The 16990-nt window shown below is 67.0% G+C and carries 16 protein-coding genes; 4 read left to right on the forward strand and 12 right to left on the reverse strand.

What is annotated here, in order from left to right:
• Positions 1-203: 203 nt before the first annotated feature.
• From C5B85_RS12760 to C5B85_RS19220, 3 genes are all read left to right on the forward strand, one after another.
• Entirely contained in the window at positions 204-1805 is a 1602-nt protein-coding gene (locus C5B85_RS12760; RefSeq protein WP_104286393.1) for a hypothetical protein, read from the forward strand.
• Between the two features lie 180 nt (positions 1806-1985).
• Positions 1986-3068 (forward strand): hypothetical protein, encoded by a 1083-nt coding sequence (locus C5B85_RS12765; protein WP_104286394.1) that lies wholly within the window; start codon positions 1986-1988, stop codon positions 3066-3068.
• A gap of 135 nt (positions 3069-3203) precedes the next feature.
• A complete protein-coding gene (locus C5B85_RS19220) occupies positions 3204-3842 on the forward strand; it encodes a hypothetical protein (RefSeq protein ID WP_181064421.1) in 639 nt (212 codons plus the stop codon).
• Positions 3843-3922: 80 nt separating this feature from the next.
• Here C5B85_RS19220 and lysS read toward each other — a convergent pair whose 3' ends face one another.
• From lysS to C5B85_RS19225, 11 genes are all read right to left on the reverse strand, one after another.
• Positions 3923-5422, reverse strand: a complete 1500-nt coding sequence (gene lysS / locus C5B85_RS12775) for a lysine--tRNA ligase (protein ID WP_104286395.1) — start codon at positions 5420-5422, stop codon at positions 3923-3925.
• A 173-nt stretch (positions 5423-5595) separates the two neighbouring features.
• On the reverse strand, positions 5596-6177 hold the full coding sequence (locus tag C5B85_RS12780; protein ID WP_104286396.1) for a hypothetical protein: 582 nt from the start codon (positions 6175-6177) through the stop codon (positions 5596-5598).
• 366 nt (positions 6178-6543) lie between these two features.
• Positions 6544-7239: a low molecular weight phosphatase family protein gene (locus tag C5B85_RS12785; RefSeq protein WP_104286397.1), complete on the reverse strand. Its 696-nt coding sequence runs from the start codon at positions 7237-7239 to the stop codon at positions 6544-6546.
• 62 nt (positions 7240-7301) lie between these two features.
• Positions 7302-8090 (reverse strand): hypothetical protein, encoded by a 789-nt coding sequence (locus C5B85_RS12790; protein WP_146077955.1) that lies wholly within the window; start codon positions 8088-8090, stop codon positions 7302-7304.
• A gap of 265 nt (positions 8091-8355) precedes the next feature.
• Complete coding sequence (locus tag C5B85_RS12795; protein ID WP_104286399.1) at positions 8356-9201, reverse strand: helix-turn-helix domain-containing protein; 846 nt, start codon at positions 9199-9201, stop codon at positions 8356-8358.
• Positions 9202-9209: 8 nt separating this feature from the next.
• Complete coding sequence (gene panC / locus C5B85_RS12800) at positions 9210-10064, reverse strand: pantoate--beta-alanine ligase (protein WP_104286400.1); 855 nt, start codon at positions 10062-10064, stop codon at positions 9210-9212.
• 28 nt (positions 10065-10092) lie between these two features.
• Positions 10093-10830, reverse strand: a complete 738-nt coding sequence (locus tag C5B85_RS12805) for a DUF2520 domain-containing protein (RefSeq protein ID WP_104286401.1) — start codon at positions 10828-10830, stop codon at positions 10093-10095.
• Complete coding sequence (locus C5B85_RS19710) at positions 10827-13448, reverse strand: PH domain-containing protein (protein WP_104286402.1); 2622 nt, start codon at positions 13446-13448, stop codon at positions 10827-10829. The genes C5B85_RS12805 and C5B85_RS19710 overlap by 4 nt, the downstream gene beginning before the upstream one ends.
• Positions 13448-13933 (reverse strand): PH domain-containing protein, encoded by a 486-nt coding sequence (locus tag C5B85_RS12815; RefSeq protein ID WP_068483143.1) that lies wholly within the window; start codon positions 13931-13933, stop codon positions 13448-13450. The genes C5B85_RS19710 and C5B85_RS12815 overlap by 1 nt, the downstream gene beginning before the upstream one ends.
• Before the next feature lie 106 nt (positions 13934-14039).
• Complete coding sequence (locus C5B85_RS12820) at positions 14040-14618, reverse strand: YdcF family protein (protein WP_181064422.1); 579 nt, start codon at positions 14616-14618, stop codon at positions 14040-14042.
• 65 nt (positions 14619-14683) lie between these two features.
• Positions 14684-14827 carry a hypothetical protein gene (locus C5B85_RS19225; RefSeq protein ID WP_181064423.1) on the reverse strand — a complete coding sequence of 48 codons (144 nt, stop codon included), beginning with the start codon at positions 14825-14827 and terminating at the stop codon, positions 14684-14686.
• Positions 14828-15173: 346 nt separating this feature from the next.
• Here C5B85_RS19225 and C5B85_RS12825 point away from each other — a divergent pair, with 346 nt between their 5' ends.
• Positions 15174-15866 (forward strand): hypothetical protein, encoded by a 693-nt coding sequence (locus tag C5B85_RS12825; RefSeq protein ID WP_104286404.1) that lies wholly within the window; start codon positions 15174-15176, stop codon positions 15864-15866.
• Between the two features lie 31 nt (positions 15867-15897).
• Here C5B85_RS12825 and C5B85_RS12830 read toward each other — a convergent pair whose 3' ends face one another.
• A complete protein-coding gene (locus tag C5B85_RS12830; RefSeq protein ID WP_181064424.1) occupies positions 15898-16971 on the reverse strand; it encodes an acyltransferase in 1074 nt (357 codons plus the stop codon).
• Positions 16972-16990 lie beyond the last annotated feature (19 nt).

The following is a 16990-nucleotide window of genomic DNA, read 5'->3' on the forward strand; positions in this document are numbered from 1 at the left end:
CCGTCTGAAAATTGTGGACGGCGTTCACTTCTGGCAGTCTGGAGCCACACCCAACCAAGTGGTAGGTGCCCCTTCCCTGGGCGCCAGTTCTCGCACGGTCGTTGCGTCCGCCCTCACCTTCAGAAGCTCTCTTCCTAGCGCAGAGGCATGCGGACCCGCCGTCGCGCGCACCCGCTTTGGACACCATCCACCCCAGGAGCCCCGTGACGAACGCAGCATCCAATCCCAAAAACCACCTCTCGCGCCGCACGGTCATCGCCACCGCCGCCTGGACCACGCCCGTCCTCGCCGCGGTCGCCAGCGCGCCGCTCGCCGCCGCGTCCAACGAGCCCCTCATCGTGGGGCTCACCGGTTTCGGTGCAACGCGCTGCGGCATCATCGACGCCGGCGCCGTCCGTTTCGAGGCCACTGTCGGCGAGAAGCCTGCACCGACGACTGGAACGGTCGCCATCCAGCTCCCCGTGGGGCTCGAGTTCACGACTGGCGGGCGCACAGCAACCGTCAACATCGGTCAGGGTGGCGTCGCCCAGGTCCCCGCCTTCACAGCGACTGGAGCGGCGGGCGCCTACACGATCACCGCCACCTACCAGGGCGTCGTCGCGTACGCCTTCGGGAATATCACTGCCTCACCCGGCCAGGTGGTGCAGATCACGCGCACCGTCGGAACCACCTCCAGCAACGCTCCGACGATCAACTGGTCGACAGTGCCCGGACTCACGACGGCGACAGTCGGAGCGATCTCAGGCGACCAAGCAAATGGCAGCGCCGGTTCGAACGCTGCCGTGCTCGTCGCAGGTGGGCTTGTCCGCTACTGGGGTCTCAACGTCGGATCGACGCAGAGCGCCCCCGGCACGCTGCAGCACGGCGGTGCCAACGTCGCGAACATGAAGTTCGTGGACGCCTGGACCTCACTTCAGGTGAACAACAACTCGACCGGCGGCGTCGCAGCTGGCAGCACCGGCGGCGAGGTCTACCAGTGGTACCGGACAGGGACAGGCACGGGGTCGCCGATTGTCGTGAAGGTCAACGGGATCACCGGCACCCTCGTCGCTGCCGAGTCGAACGACGGCTTCAGCTACGCCCTCACGTCCACGGGCCTCTACTACTGGGGCAACGCGACCAGCGGCACGACCGTCGACGCCACACTCATCCCGGGCACCGCTGGTGCCTCGGCCATCAGCACTTTCGGCGTACGCGAAACCAGCTTCGTGCACGGCGGGGCGGTTCTCTTCGCGAACGGCACCATCCGTCAGTGGAACAACGGGCACACACTTTCCACTGTCGCGGGGGCGCCAGCCGGCATCGCGCAGGTCGAGGCGAACTCCGGTGCCATCATCGTGCGCACCGCGAGCGGCGACCTGTGGACAAGCGGCGCCGCGTTGGGCTTCTCCTCGGGTGGGACTGCGTGGACGAGGCGCGCCCGAAACGTCGCCGCGTTCGCCTCATGGGCGATCCGCAACTACGTCGGCGGCCTGTACATCACATCGACGGGAACGATGATGCAGTTCCACGCTTCGACGCGCATCCCGGGCATCAGCGTCGACTACGCGTTCAGGGCTGAGGCCAAGACCGGGGACGCCACTGGCAAGGCCATCACGAAGGTCTTCGCGTCCGACGGCACCTACCTCGCCCTCGCCTCCGACGGCAGCGTGTACGCGTGGGGCGGCAACCTCGACAACGGAACCCGCGGCAACCCGAAGCTGGTTCCGAGCGACAATGTCATCGACCTCAACGTGTGGGGCTACCACCCCACCGCCGGTAGCTACTACGGGGGCGGCTACGTCATCGAGGGCACCGTCTGCTGACCAGCTCCAACGAGCGGACGGGGGTCGGATGCACGTGCTTCCGGCCCCTGGCCGTCTTGGCGTCTCCTGAGGACAGATCCGGGAGTGATCGGGAAGATCCGCGTTGCATCCCTCCTCATCACGGACGACCGGCTGTCAAGTCCCAGCACAAGGTGAGCACGAGGCATCATCCTGAGATGGATGCATAGAATCGCGAGCGCACTCGTCCCCGCCGTCACGCCTCCCCGCCTGCTGCACGTCGCCAAGACGGCTGCCGCAGCGACGCTTGCCTGGTACGCCGGACACCTCGTCCCCGGCGAGGCGAATGCGTACGCCTACTACGCGCCCCTCGGTGCGTTGGTCGCCAGTGTGCCGACCGTGGCCGGATCCGTGCGGTCGAGTGTGCAGGTCGTGGTTGGTGTTCTCCTCGGCGTACTCGCATCCGGTGCGCTTGTCACCATCGGAATCCCAGTGGCGCTCGCTGTTCCCGTGGCGGTCGGAGTCGGAACGCTGCTGGCGGGCATCCCCGCCTTCGGGGCAGGGCGCGACTACATCCCGATCGCGGCGCTGTTCGTGTTCGTCGTCGGCGGTGCGAACCCGGATGGCTTCTCCATCGGCTACGTCGTCCAGATGGCTGTCGGGGCGGCCATCGGCGTCGGGCTGAACCTGCTGGTCCCGCCCTCGACCGGGACCAAGCACGCGTTGGAGGCCCTCAGCACGGTCAAGAAATCGGCCGCTGACGCTATCAAACGCGCTACCGAGCTGCCCGGCGAAGAGCACCCTCGGGATGCACTCGATGAGTGGCGGGCCTCGCTTCGTCGCCTCGAGGCTCACCTCGCCGACACCAAGACGCTCGTCGGCGAGGCGCAAGACAATTTGCGAGGCAACGCGCGGCGCCTTCGGTCGAAGTTCGACACCAATTCGGCGCAGGGCGAGCTCGACAGCATCAGCCGCATCGTCCGGCATACCGAGGAGCTGCAGGAACCGTTCCTCGAGAGCTCGTGGAGCGAGGCGCGAACGGAGTCGCGCCGCGCTCTCGCTGCGGCCGGCGAGCAGATCGCGCAGCTCCTCCAAGCGTGGGATGAGTCCTACGACGAGCTGTCCCCGAGACTCGGCGCCGCATCCACCGCTCTCGAAGATCTGCAGCAACTCGAGTTCGAGCACCACACGGGATGGGACCCGGCCGCTCAACGCCGATCAGTCACGATCTACGCACTCCGGAAGGTCGTCGCCGAAATCGAGTACCGCGTCGATGGGGAGAAGCACGCAAGTTCCGAGAGTTGACTCGATCCGATGACGCTGGCCCCGCCGCATTGACGCCCGAGGGAGCATATTATGCGGAGACATAGCCAAAGGCTAGGCTCGTTCTGAGATTCGTGAGGCGCCCCACCCACGAACCGACCACAGAAGAGGAACCCTTTGCTGGAACGCACGTCCCCCTCGTCCGAGCCTCGTCTCTCCCGCCGCCACCTGGTTGCGGGAGCTGCGTGGGCAGCACCAGTCGTCGCCATCGCTGTGGCGGCACCCGCCCGCGCCGCCTCGACAGAGTGCACTCCGCAGGCAGCAGCACAGATCACCACCGCGTGGCGCTTCAACGGCAACATCACCAACTGGACCCTCGCACGCTCCCCGGCCAACGCCCCCAACGTCGGCTACTCCGCGAGCTACCAGGGGCAGGGCCCCAACAGCGTGAGCAATGCGGCCGTCCTGGATGCAGACCCGCTCGCGGTTGCATCCACGACGAGCCTTTCCAACACGGCCTGCTTCGGCCCCGGCACGTACACGTTCACGTACACGGGCCGCGCCTGGACCACGAACACCCGCACCCTCACCTTGACCGGCCGCGTCGTCAGCGATGCAGCTCCGGGAACAACCTTGGCGACCGACACCTTCACGACGGCGACGAACACGACGACGTTCACACGAACCCTCACCGTGACCATCCCAGTGCGCACTCGTCTTCGCTTCACGTACGCATGGGGGTTCACTGCCGGTTCGGCGAGCCAGACCGGTGACGACATCGGTGTGGGCGCCCCGGCAGTCGCGAAAACGGCGTAACGGGCGCGCCCCACACGCTTCGCGAGCCGCAAGAAGCCGCCGCCCGGTTCGGGCGGCGGCTTCTTGCGTGTGGCTGCGCGCTACTTCACGAGCGGGAACAGTACCGTCTCGCGGATGCCCAGGCCCGTGATGGCCATGAGGAGACGGTCGATGCCCATCCCCATGCCTCCTGACGGTGGCATGGCGTGCTCGAGTGCGGCGAGGAACTCCTCGTCGACGCGCATGGCCTCGACGTCACCCTTGGCGCCGAGTGCCGCTTGTTCGACGAAGCGGGCACGCTGCTCGACGGGGTCGATGAGCTCGGAGTAGCCCGTGGCGAGCTCGAAGCCGCGAACGTAGAGGTCCCACTTCTCGACGACACCCGGGATGGAGCGGTGGGATGCGGTGAGCGGGGACGTCTCGACGGGGAAGTCCATGACGAACGTGGGGCGCGTGAGGCCGTCCTTCACGAAGTGCTCCCAGAGCTCTTCAACGAGCTTGCCGTGCGTGGGGTGGCTGACCTCGACTTCGACCTTCTCGGCGAGCGCGAGGAGCTCGGCAAGCGGAGTCTCTGGCGTGATCTCAACGCCGGCTGCTTCGGAAAGCGACGGGTACATCGACAGGCGGTCCCAGTCGCCGCCGAGGTCGAACTCGGTGCCGTCTGTCCAGGTGACGACGTGCGAGCCGGACACGGCAAGCGCCGCGTTCTGCACGAGCTCCTGCGTGAGGTCGGCGATCGAGTTGTAGTCGCCGTACGCCTGGTAGGCCTCGAGCATCGCGAACTCGGGACTGTGCGTCGAGTCTGCGCCCTCGTTGCGGAAGTTGCGGTTGATCTCGAAGACCCGGTCGAGGCCGCCGACGACGGCTCGCTTCAGGTACAGCTCTGGCGCGATGCGCAGGAACAGTTCGGTGTCGAACGCGTTCGAGTGCGTGACGAACGGGCGGGCCGCGGCGCCGCCGTGCATCGTCTGCAGCATGGGCGTCTCGACCTCGAGGAACTCGTGGTTCGCGAACGTCTGGCGCAGCGACGCGTTAGTCTTCGCGCGTGCCACCACAACCTCGCGGGCGACGGGGCGCTGGATGAGGTCGAGGTACCGCTGACGAACGCGCGTCTCCTCGCTGAGCTCCGAGTGCAGGTTCGGCAGCGGACGGACAGCTTTGGAGGCCATCTTCCATTCGTCGGCCATGATGCTCAGCTCACCGCGGCGCGAGGAGATGATCTCGCCGGCGGCGAAGACGTGGTCGCCGAGGTCGACGAACTCCTTCCACAGGTCAAGCTGCTCTTGGCCGACAACGGCGAGCGAGAGCATGATCTGGATGCGCGCACCGTCGCCGGCCTGCAAGCTCGCGAAGCAGAGCTTGCCGGTGTTGCGGAGGTGCACGATGCGGCCTGCGACGCCGGCGCGCTCACCGGTCGAGGCGCCGTCTTCGAGCTCGACGTGCGCGGCACGCACTTCGGAGATCGTGTGCGTAATGGGGAGCGTCAGTGGGTAGGGCGCGATACCCGACTCGAGCATCCGCGCACGCTTGTCGAGACGCACCTGCTTCTGCTCGGAGGCTTCCGCCTCGGAGAGTGCATCTTGGATGGGCGCGTCGGCCATTCGGGCTCCTTGCGTGTCGTGCGTTCGGGCGTGGATGCGCATCCTGGGCACGACGAAGGCCGCGCAGAATCGCACTCCCCCAGTTTGAGGCACATCGCGCCCGCGCGCGAACTGGCGGCGCCCTACGGACTACCCCTCTGGGATTCGATGTGCGCTTCCGCGCGTCCGCCGCGTCACCAGGTTGGGTTCGCTCCGGAGTGAGTGAGCACGGTCGACGCTTGCGGTGAGGTGACGGAGGCTGTGAAGTTCACGGCTTGCGCCGTGGGGACGCCGGGCTTTGCCGTGGCAATCCAGGTGAGGTTCGATGACGAGGCTGAGTTCCCTATGGACTCCGTGAGGCGGATCGTGAACGTGATGGTCCCGCCTGAGACGACTCTGCTGAGTTCGGTGAGCCCGCTGCTGAGGCTCGTGAGTGGAACGTCTGCGATATAGGCGGCCGGGTAGGAAATGACGATGTCGGTGGTGATGATGGTCACCGCGTTGAGCTGGTAGATGTTCTCGAACTTCGTCTCGAAGCGGTATCCCTGGGCAACGTTTGCGTTGATCGCCGGGTTCCAGGTTGAGCCTTGAATGAACATCTGCGGGGGCGTGTTGAAGCGGGTTGTGGTTTTCATGCCCGATGCGGCAGCTGCGGGGGCGGCGACGGCGAGCGCGATAGTGGGTGCCGCCCACAGCCCGCCGCGGAGGAGTTCTCGTCGATGCAGGTTTCGGTGCTCGCCGGAAAGCGGGGTTGGTGTGTGAGGTGATGACGTCATGGGTCCTTCACGGGGGGTGATGCGAGCGCAGAACGAAAGAATGGAGCGGTTCGAAACTCTTCAAGACCAGTTTCGGCGTTAACCATAGAGTCCGATATGCAGGAAATAGCAGTTAAGTGACCATTTGGTTGGCCGGAATGCGCGATTCGTCGCGAAACAGTCGCTTCATGTCGCCAAACGTTTCGTCAGACCCCGAACATCTGGCTCGAGGACACCGCGCAGAACAGCGCAGGACAACGCAGAACGCCGCGCGCGCGCGAAAAAACCGCACCGCGCAGAGTGCGCGTTGCGGTCAGTTCAGTTGGACGAGTGCCAGATCGTCAGGACGATCGCAGCCCCGTCATGAGCGTCGTGGGCTGATGTTCGTCACGCGCTGCGCGCCTTCGCCCAGTCGACGACCCCTTCGAGGTAGGCGACGATCGTCTCGGCGGCGGGCACGAGCTCGCGGCCAGAGCGCTGGTAGGTCTCTTCTGAGCGTCGGAACGGGTCGACGACGTCGTAGTCGCTGGCGTTCTCGAGCGGGGCGATAACGCCTCGAAGTGGGGCCGCCGCGCTGACGGCGGCGGCGAGTGCCGCGGCGACGATGTCCTGTTCGGATGCTCCCGACGCGGGTGCGTCGGCTCCACCGTCAAGCGATTCGCGGCGCGAGCGACGAGAACCGGATGCCGCACCCGGGGCCTCATAAGACTCCTCGAGGTCTTCAGCCGTGACCTGGCTGGCGATGTGCGCGAACTCGCGCAGGGTGAAGGTGCGGCGTACGACTGAGGGCGCGAGTTCGACGATGCGCTGGCGGTGATCACGCGACAGGGCCAGAACAAGGCCGGCACCGCGAGCGATGTCCTCGGTGAGCTGTCTGGAGATGTGGGCTTCCGCATCCGTCACCCCGTACTGGGCGGCGAGGGCCAGCGCGGGCTGCGGCATGCCGCTCCCGACGAGGGCACCCGTGCCGCCGCTTTCGACGGTCACGCCCGGGAGGCCCTTGAGGCCGTCGCGCAGGAGTTGCTCGGCGAGGGGTGACCGGCAGATGTTGCCCGTGCAGACCGTCAGGATGCGAAAGCTCATGCGTGTGTTCCCCCAGGGGTCGTGGAACGTTCAGCGTAGCAACGCCACGACCCCTGGTTGGACTACGACGTGCTGGTCGGGCAGTTCGCGACCTGCGGGGTCTGGACCCAGATGTCGGCGTTCTGGCGGGCACCGCCGGTGACCTTGGGCATGACGAACGTGTACGTGAGGGTGATCGGCCCGGTGGACGTGGGCGTCAGGCTCGCCTTGAACACCTGCACGCTGCTCAGGGCTGGGTAGCCAGCGTAGGCGGCGGGGACCGCGGTAATGGATGCGGTGCCTGCGGCACCCTGTGCGATGGTCTCCGAGACGCCCGGGCCAGCGGCGTCGATGGTGAGGTACTGCTGGCCGAGGTACGGAGCTCCGACGTAGACGGGGAGGTCGAGTTCGTAGGTAAAGCCCGAGATGCCCTGCAGGACAAACGTGGTCACGACCTGCAACGGCTCGTCGCTCGCCTCGGCGCGGTTGTCTCGGTCGTCCATCGACATGAAGCCGACCGGCGACGAGCCGCCCGGTCGTGAGGAGCCGTTCCACCAGTCGGTGGTCGCGTGGCCCGAGTCCTGAACGGTGGAGCTGCCGTTCCAGATGCCTGGCTTGGTCGGCGTCCAACCGGTGGTGTAGTTGCCGCCGTTGCCAGCCGGGATGCCCTGCGAACCGTCGGCGTAGAGGTTTCCTCCCGGAACCGTCCAGCTGCCGTTGGCGACTTCGCAGTCGACGGTGACGGCGGTGGATGCGGCACGCGCCGGGGTGGCGACGGCGGCGGCGATCACGGGGATGCTCCAGGCGGCGGTTGTCAAGAGCGTGCGGCGTGCGGGGGTGGAGCGGACGGCTGGGGTGGCGTCGAGAGTCATGCTGGAACTGTCCTGACGTGGCTGGGCGCGCGACGTGCGGCCCTCAGGGAACGTGCGCGTCTCGCGCGCCGGGGGAACGGGGGTATGGCGCGTGCGGGTGGCAGCGCTGCCTAGGAGAGCCTGGCATCGAGGTCGGCAGTCCCCGCGTCTTCAAGGAAATTGTGACGTTTCAAGTATGGGAACTGTCGCTTCAAGGAGCGAATTGGACCAGTACAAAATTGACCCACCGCCCCGGATATTTCCGGGAGGACGGAACGCATTCGAGTTAGGGGCGATAGCTCCTGGGGCTGGCATGCCCAACCGCCGACATGGCGCGGGCGAGGGCGGACCCACCGCTGAAACCCGTGAGAGCGGCGATCTGGGAGATGGTGAGACCGGCACGTGAAGGGTCCCGCAACAGGTCTAGGGCGTGCAGGACCCGAGCATCCCGGACCGCGCGACGCACCGTCTGCCCGCGCTGCTGGAACTCGCGTTCGAGGTTCCTGAGCGAGACGTTGAGCTCGTTAGCGATGCTCCCTGCTGAGCAGTTGGGTTGCGTCGCATCGCGTCGGATCACCTGAAGGGCAAGCTCGTACGTGGATGGTCGCTCGGGGAACCGGATCTCGCCTTCGGAGTAGGCAAGCAGTTCACGAACCATGACTCGCGCCATGCGCTCGAGCGCTCTGGCGTCGAGGCTCGTCCCCGGATGCTTGTCGGCGAGCAGGGCAACGCCGAATCCGGTGATGCCGGAGATCAGCGGTGAGGGTCTCAGGGAGAGCAGACCGTTGATCGCAACGTCGCTTTCGTCGCGGTTGCCTTCGCCGGCGGAGCCGATGAGGGAGAGCACTGTCGTCGGTGTCGTGACGTTGATCTCGAGCTTCGTCTCCTCGAGGTGCAGGAACCCGGCCCCCGCCTCGACCTGCAATTCGCGCTGTTCTTGGTTCGTGATGGTGACTGGCCCACCGTCGAGAACCACGGTGAGGCGGGAGGTGAGCGGTCGCTCGTGCATTCGCTGCACGACGGCTCGGCCTTCGCCGAGCGTGAGCTGCTGGACGGCGACGTGCGCGAACTGGAGAGAGCGGGTCGTTGTGACTCGGTGTGCTCCTTCTTGGAGCGGGAGCTGAGCCCACACGGTCGCGTCTAGCGGTACTCGCCGACGTAGGCGCTCATGTTGTCGATGAGGCGGGTCGTGCCGACTCGTGCCGCGACGAGCACAAGCGCCTTGCCTCGGTACGCCTCGTTGACCAGCGCGAAGGTCTCGGGGTCGACGATGGAGACGTAGTCCATCTTGACGAGCTTCTCGTCCATGAGCGCACCCTGGGCGCCGGAGATCATCTCTCGGATTCCGCGGTCGCCGTTGGATGCGGCTGCGGAGAGGGCGCGCACGAGGCTGAGCGCGGCGGCGCGTTCCTCGGTGGAGAGGTAGCGGTTGCGGCTGGAGAGCGCGAGGCCGTCGTCTTCGCGGATGATCGGTGCGCCGATGACGTTGATGTCGAGGTTGAGGTCGCGCACGAGTCGACGCACGAGGAACAGCTGCTGTGCGTCTTTCTCGCCGAAGACTGCGACGTTGGGGCGGACGATGTTGAAGAGCTTGGTGACGACGGTGAGGACGCCGTCGAAGTGCGCGAGGCGGTGGGCGGCTTCGAGGAGGCCCGCCGCGTAGCCGCCGACGACGCGCGTCTGCTTGACACCTTCGGGGTACATGTCGCTGACGGCGGGCGCGAACACGTAGTCGACTCCGGCTGCGTCGAGTTTCGCGAGGTCGTCGTCGAAGGTGCGCGGGTAGCGTTCGAAGTCTTCCCCAGGCGCGAACTGCATGGGGTTCACGAACACGGAGACGACGGTCTTGGTGGCGTTTCGCTTGGCGATGTCGACGAGCGAGAGGTGTCCGTCGTGGAGGGCGCCCATCGTGGGCACTAGCGCGATCGTGTCGGTTTTGCCGACCTCACGGAGCACTTCTTTTGCTTCGGCGATCGTGGTCAGAACGTGTGGCAAGACCCCTCCTTGGAACCTGCGGCTGCCGCTACGAGCGCGGGTCCGCCTCAGGAAGCGTACCGTCGAGCGGGTCGAGCCGCTGCGGGTTGGCGTCGGCGAGGGCGTTGTCGGCGGCGGAGCGGACGAGGCTGGAGAGCATGAAGCCCGGGTTTTCGACGCCGATTCCGGTGAGCAGCTCGGTCGCCTGTTTGACGATGGAGCGAGTGAATTCGGTTGCTGTGTTCAGGGCTTCTGCGTAGGTCGGCCTGTCCTGTTCGGCGATGACGACGGGTTCTGCGCCGAGTTCGACGACGAGGGCCTGCGCGATGGGGAGCACCGGGCGTGGTGCGGTCACCGCGCACCAGGCTTCCTTGAGCCGGTGCAGGTCGAGGCTTGTGCCGGTGATCTCGATCGCGGGATGCACGGCGAGCGGGATCACGCCCCGGTCGAGGGCTGTGCCCAGGACTGCGGTACCCCGGCCGGCGATGGTGTGCAGGACGAGTTGCCCGGCCACCCACGCCTTGGTTTCGGAGAGCTCGAGCACGCGCGCTTCGATCTCGTGGTCCTCGTAGGCGAGGATCACGAGTTCGCTGCGCTCGATCGCCTGGCGCTGCGTGAGCTGGGGCGCGCCGGGGAGCATCGCGGATGCACGCTCGGTGGCTTCGTCAGAGTCGGTTGCGACGCCCACCAGGGCGTGGCCGGCCCCGGCGAGGGCGGTCGCGACGATCAGTCCCGTGGGCGAGTCACCCACGAGTCCGATCCCAAGGCGTCCTTCGCGGCCGCTCATGCGTCACCCTCTGGCAGCTGCTGCTCGCGCGGCAGATCGGCGGTGGCTGGCGGCAGGATGCCATTCTGGCGCTGTTCGCGGAGCTGACGCCGAGTGAGCGGTTGCGGAGCTCCGTCTGCGGCAGGAGTGACCGGAGCTGGCGCAGCGGGCGATGCTGGTGCAGCAGACGGAGCCGGCGCAGCAGACGGAGCCGGCGCAGCAGACGGAGCCGGCGCAGCAGACGGAGCCGGCGGCGTTTCAACGACCGGCGGCGGGCCCTGGACTGCCGGGGCGGCCTGCACCGGGGCGGGCCCGATTGTGGCCGGAGCCTGGATCGGCGTCGGCGTGGTGTCGATCGCCGAGTCTGGTGTGGCCGGTGGTGCGGCGACTGGTTCCCAGGAGACTGGCGCCCAGGCGCCAGTTGCGGGCGCTCCCGGCACTGGCCCGATGGGTGACGACGAGGCGGCACCGTCCCGCGCAGGCGGGACCGGAGCAGAGACAGAGGACGGCGCCGTCGACCACGCCGGGGTGCTCGGAGCGGTAGGAGCTGGTGCGCTCGTGGTGGTTTCAGCGACAGCTGCTGGCGCAGAAGCTACTGGCGCACCGGCTGCTGCCGGAGCTCCTGGCGCCGACCCGAATTGGGCGGGGATCCGCGACAGGTCCGGCTCGGACGTTGCCTGCTGCGTGGCGTGCGGTTGGGCGACGGGTGGCGTCGACGTTGCTTGCACCCCGCTCTGGGCGAGCGCGTGCTGGTACTCGCGTTCTGCCTGCAGGACGGCGATCGTCTGGCTGTCGACGGGGATGCCACGTGACTGGGCGTCGGCGACGCGCATCCGTGCGGTTGCGATGGCACTGAGCGTCGCGGCTTCGCGCCAGCGGTGGGACGAGTCGAGACTCGCCGCACGGATGGCGACGGCGGACACGTCGTCGAAGAGGCGGATGCCGATGTTGCCGTCGACCATGCCGATGCGCGTTGTCACACCGATTCCGAGCACGGTGTGGGCGTGGAGGTTGACGACGTTGGCGAAGTAGCCGATTGGTCCGCGGTCGAGGCCGATGGACTGCATCCGCTCGGCCGGGATGATCGTGAGTTTGCGCGACCAGGCGCCGAAGCGCAGGTAGAGCGCCCGGTTGTCGAGGCGGAAGCCGTGACGCTTCCAGGAGAAGGGGCGCATCCAGGCGGCTCGCTTGGGCGCGGTGACGAAGTAGTCGTCGTTGCCCTTGCTGTACATGCCGAGTTCGATGAGGCGACGTACTTCGTCGTCGACGAGCATCGGCAGAAGGAGCGCGAGCACACGCTCGGTCTCGGCGCGCGTACCGACGGGGAGGACGAGGTTGCGGGTGAGCGCGGCCTGGTTCTGCGAGCCGTCGGATGACACCTGCTCGGTGCCGGCGCGGGTGATGCGGACCATCCACCAGTCGAAGGGACGCCAGAAGAGCGGCTGCGAGACCTGCACGGCGTGGATACGGCCGGGTGGGACCGTGTCGTTGCTCGTGGTGAGGAGGCCTCGGCCGACGCGGACGCCGTCTGGTGTGGCCGCGATGCTGTAGTTGAGCGAGGGCAGGATCTGGCCGACGGTGACGGCGAAGAACACGGCGCCGAGGGGCAAGATCGAGAAGAGCAGCCACCAGAAACCGAACGTGAAGGTCACGATGAGTCCGGCGACGAGCGCGACGATGATCACGATGAGCCACGGGTTGACGAGGTTGGCGACGACGAGGCGCCACGGTGGGAGGCGAACAACCGACTGCGGCGCTGCCTCCCCGGGCGCGAGTTCCGGGCTCGTGAGCTCTTCCACCCGCTGGGCGAAGAACTCGGATGCCCGCGTGCGGAGCTGCTCGGCGGTCGGCGGCTTCTGCTCGACCGGTGTACCACCGCTCGAGCGGGCGTCGGCGAACTGGCCGACGCCGTCGGCCGAGGCCAAGCCCTGCCCCTGCCCCTGCCCCTGCCCGGCGGGCGTGTGAGCCTGCGCCTGGCGCTCGTTGCGCTTGGCTCCGGATGCGCGCTGCAGGATGCCGGCACGGATGCCGTCGGCGTCGCGGGTGCGCACGTAGATGAGTTGGATGTTCGCGTTCTCGCCGGCGACGCCGATCTCGATCTTCGAGGCACCGACGATGCGGGCGATGAGCGGGCGTTGAATGTTGATGTCCTGCACGCGGTCGAGCCGCGCCTGGCGGCTCTTGCGGAAGAGCACTCCGCTCTGCAGCTCGATGGTGGTGTCGCTGACTCTGAACTGCGCGAAGCGCCAGGAGAGGTAGCTGAAGAGGCCGATCAGGATGATGACGAGCAGGGTGCCGATGGCGGCCCAGAGCAGCCAGGTCTGGTTCTGGAAGACCATCGAGGTCGGGTCGTACTCGTTGTAGTTGTACTCGTCGAGCTGCGGGAAGAGGAAGCTCGTGATGGTCTGCCAGGACTGGTTGATGAGGAACGCGCCGATGGCGATGACGAACACGCCGACGCGAAGGAGCGGCGTGAGCGGGTGGAGCCTGTGCCACTCGCCGTCGATGAGGTCGGAGCCCTGACCGAGCGCGGGTCCGGGAGGCGGGCCGCCAATCGGTGCCCCGAAGGGCGCCTGTGGTGCTGGCGGGGGCGTTCCTGGCTGTTGGTTCCAGTTCCCTGGAGGGGTTGGCGCGCTCATCAGAGCCCAGCTCGGCGAGTCTCAGCGAGTGCGACGAGGTCGTCTCGGAGCTTTTCCGCGTCCTGCCAGCCGAGGCCGGGGATCGTCACGTTGGTGACGGCGGCCGCGGTCACCACCTTGAGTGAGGAGAGCCCGAAGATTCGCGTGAGCGGACCGCGCTGGATGTCGACGAGCTGCAGGCGACCGTACGGGATTGCGACCATGCGGCTCCAGAAGAGGCCGCGGCGGAAGACGAGGTCGTCCTGACGTAGCTGGTAGCCGATGGCGCGCACGCGTCGCCATTCGAACGGGATGGAGATGAGGATCGCGAGGAGCCCGACGCCGGGGAACACGACAACCCATTTGGGCACTTCGGGAATCACGAGGATGGCGATGACGCCCGCGAGCGCGACCAGGCCCCAGAAGAAGGCGGAGATCAGTTCCGACCAGATGTACTTGGGCGACACCCTGCGCCATTGCACGGTGGTGTGGTCTAGCGCGGTCATGCTGCCCCCTCATTGCGACGACTCGTCATGCAACTACCGTAGCGAGTACCGCCGACATCACGGGTGGGCGTGGCGGGCGTCGACAGAACTGACCAGTGCTTGGGGGTCAGCAGGTCGGCGCGACGAGTGCTTTGACGAACGCTGCCGACTGGTAGGCGTACATCCACGCCCAGTTGGAGTCTTCGATGCCCGCGCCGTCGTCGGTGGCGAGTACTCCCCCGCCGAGGCAGTCGGTGAAGATCATGCGTGCGCGGGAGATGTGGGTGACGTTTGTCACGATCATGACGCTCTCCCACCCTTCGGCTGCCGCGAGTCGTTTCACCATGAGCGCCTCGCCTGCTGTGGTGAAGGGTTCGGGGATGAGGCAGCGCGTGACTGAGCTGTCCGGCCCTGTCGTCGCATCCGGCGCGCAGGCTCCGATGTTGATGGCCGAGTCGATGCCGTAGTCGTCGACCGCGATGACGATCGTGTCGCTGTAGCCGTCGGCGACCAGCTGCTGAGCGGCCTGGATGCGCGCCTCGCGTGGGGGCCCGAGCACGATGATGGCGTCGACTTCTCGCGGTTCGTCTGTTGATGGAAAGACGAACAGCGGGAGTCCGGCCACCACGACGGCGACAACGAGGGCCAGCGCGATGCATGCGATCGTGATCGCGCGTCGCGCTGGCCCTCGTCTGTGTTCCTTCACCAGCACAGGCTACGGGAGCGGCACGAATTCACTGCGGCGCGCTCCCGTCCCTGTTCGTGAACGGATCAGCCGGGTGCCTCGTTGGACGCGGCCTGCGCCGGCGCCGCGATGGATACCGCGATGATCGGTGCGACCCAGGCTGCTGCGCCGAGAACTCGGCGACGATCGGCCCACGTTTCAGGCCGCTTCTCGTTTTCGTCAGCTGACATGTCTGTTCCCCCTTGCTTCCGAAGCGAAGAAGTAGATTCCCCCGCTTCGTTCCGGTCGGCGACTGACCCCCGTCGTGAGCCGACCTCGTGAGCTTTCACGCTAACCCGACAGGTGCGGTCTGTGCGGGGGCAGAACTTCCCTGTGGATGCTTTGGGCCGCAAGTCTGCGGAAACGGACAAGCGGGGCGGGTGGAGAACACGCTCCGCCCGCCCGGTCAGTGCACGACAGCCGTCGAGACGCTGCCGGTCACCTTCTCGCGGTGGAAGGAACGCACGAAGATGGCCGCGTCCGAAAACAGGCATTCGGGCTTCTGGTGGCGTGCGCCGAGGCGAATACGATGGGCGCATGAATAGCCCGCGGTTCCCCGCCGCTCGCAGCCGACTGCTCGACACCCTCGACCGGCGGCTCCCTGCCACGCTGGTCGCGCATCCGCTGCTCTGGAATTGGGCTTGGTTTGTTGTCTTCGGGACGCTGACCGTCGTTGGCTGGCTCGCCGACTGGCCGATGGCGGTGTGGGTGGCCGTCATGGTTGTGGGGTCGTTGCCAGCGCTCACCACCACCGTCGCCCTCCTGCTGCACACCCCACGCAGCCACCTCGATGCGCACGATTCGGTCTTCGGTCACTTCTTCGTGCGCTTCGTGACGCTCATCGTCGGTTTTGTTGCCTGGACCGTCTCGGTCGTGATGAGCGCGAGCCTCTCCTCGATGCTGCAGCTCATCGCGGAGAACCGTGAGGACGAGATCACCTTCTCCGGGGTTCAGCTGTTCGCCGGCCTCATGCTCCCCGTGGTGCTGGCCATCTGGCTGGCTTTCCTCTTGCGGTGCGCGTGGTTCCTGGCGAAGCTGCGGGGCTGGCGGGAACACCCCTCTCCTGAGCGGTCGCGGGTTCCGGATGCGTTCCTCGCGAACCGGCCGGGGTTGCGTTCCGTGGTGGTCGGGTTGGCGCATCCTGGCGCGCTGATCGCGACGGCCGGCCTGTCGTCCGCCGCAGTGCTGACGGAAGAAGCAATGCGCCTGACGCTCGACATCTTCTTCTGACGGCAAGGCCGACCCGATGGCCGGGGCTTGCCTAGTCCTGGTCGCGGGGCGGGCGGTGTAGCGCGGACCGCGCCTTCCGCGGAGAGGCCCTGGCCGGAACGAGGTGCCGCAGTCGCATAGCCGGCTCTTCGACGCCCTTCCAGGACAGCCAGGCGAGCGGGAGCGTGCAGGCGAGTGCGAGCAGGGCGCTCAGCCACGGCCCGAGCGCCTGGGCGCCGGCGAGGACCAGCAGCTGCTGCACGGGCCACGCCCAGATGTAGAGGCCGTAGGAGATGTCGTTGTCTCGCCCGATTGGGATGCGCATCCGCGCCCCAAGCCAGAGCAGCGCGAATCCGTATGGCAGCTGCCCGTAGTGCTCGGCCAGACCGAGCGCGGCGAGGCCACCGAGCAACACCAGGGCAGCCATGAACGGCCACCAGGTGAGGCGGATGCGGTCGGACAGGAAGTAGAGCAGCATCCCTGCGAGGAAGAAGACGCCAAGGCGTAGCACGTTGACCACGACGAGTTGCGTGACGGCGAGGGGGCCGAGCGCGATGGGTTGGAGCGCGATCACAACGATGAGCAGGGCCGCCAGGACCCAGACCGCGTGCTTCCGTAGCAACGGAACTGTAAGTATGAGCGCCGCGAAGACGTAGGCGGCGAACTCGTAGACCAAGGTCCAGAGGGAGCCGTTCCAGATGTCGGCGAGGGGCACATTCTGCAGCGTGGCATCGATGCCGGTCTGCTGGATCGAGAGTGCGAAGTTGGAGAGGACGTAGCTCAGGGCACTGCCGAACTCGTACCGCTCCCCTGCCCAGGCCGCCGCGATCGGAACCACGATGAAGGCTGTGACGAACAGGCAGGCCCAGAACGCAGGCAGGATGCGCAGCGCTCGTCGCCAGAGGAAGCCGGGCAGCACGGTGCGCATCCGGGATCCTGCGATCAGGTATCCCGAGACCGCGAAGAACCCGTTGACCGCCCAAGTGCCGAGCTCCGGGAACGGACTGTTCTCGAACCCCCCGATCGTCCACGCATGGCCGAGGATCACTGCAGCCGCGAGGCACAGGCGCAGAAAGTTCAGTGAGTTGTCGCGCGTGGAGAGCGCTTCGCGGAGCGTGGGTGGCACGGGCGCGAGCCTAGCGGGC

This window comes from Pseudoclavibacter sp. AY1F1, assembly GCF_002931075.1.
Taxonomy (GTDB): domain Bacteria; phylum Actinomycetota; class Actinomycetes; order Actinomycetales; family Microbacteriaceae; genus Pseudoclavibacter.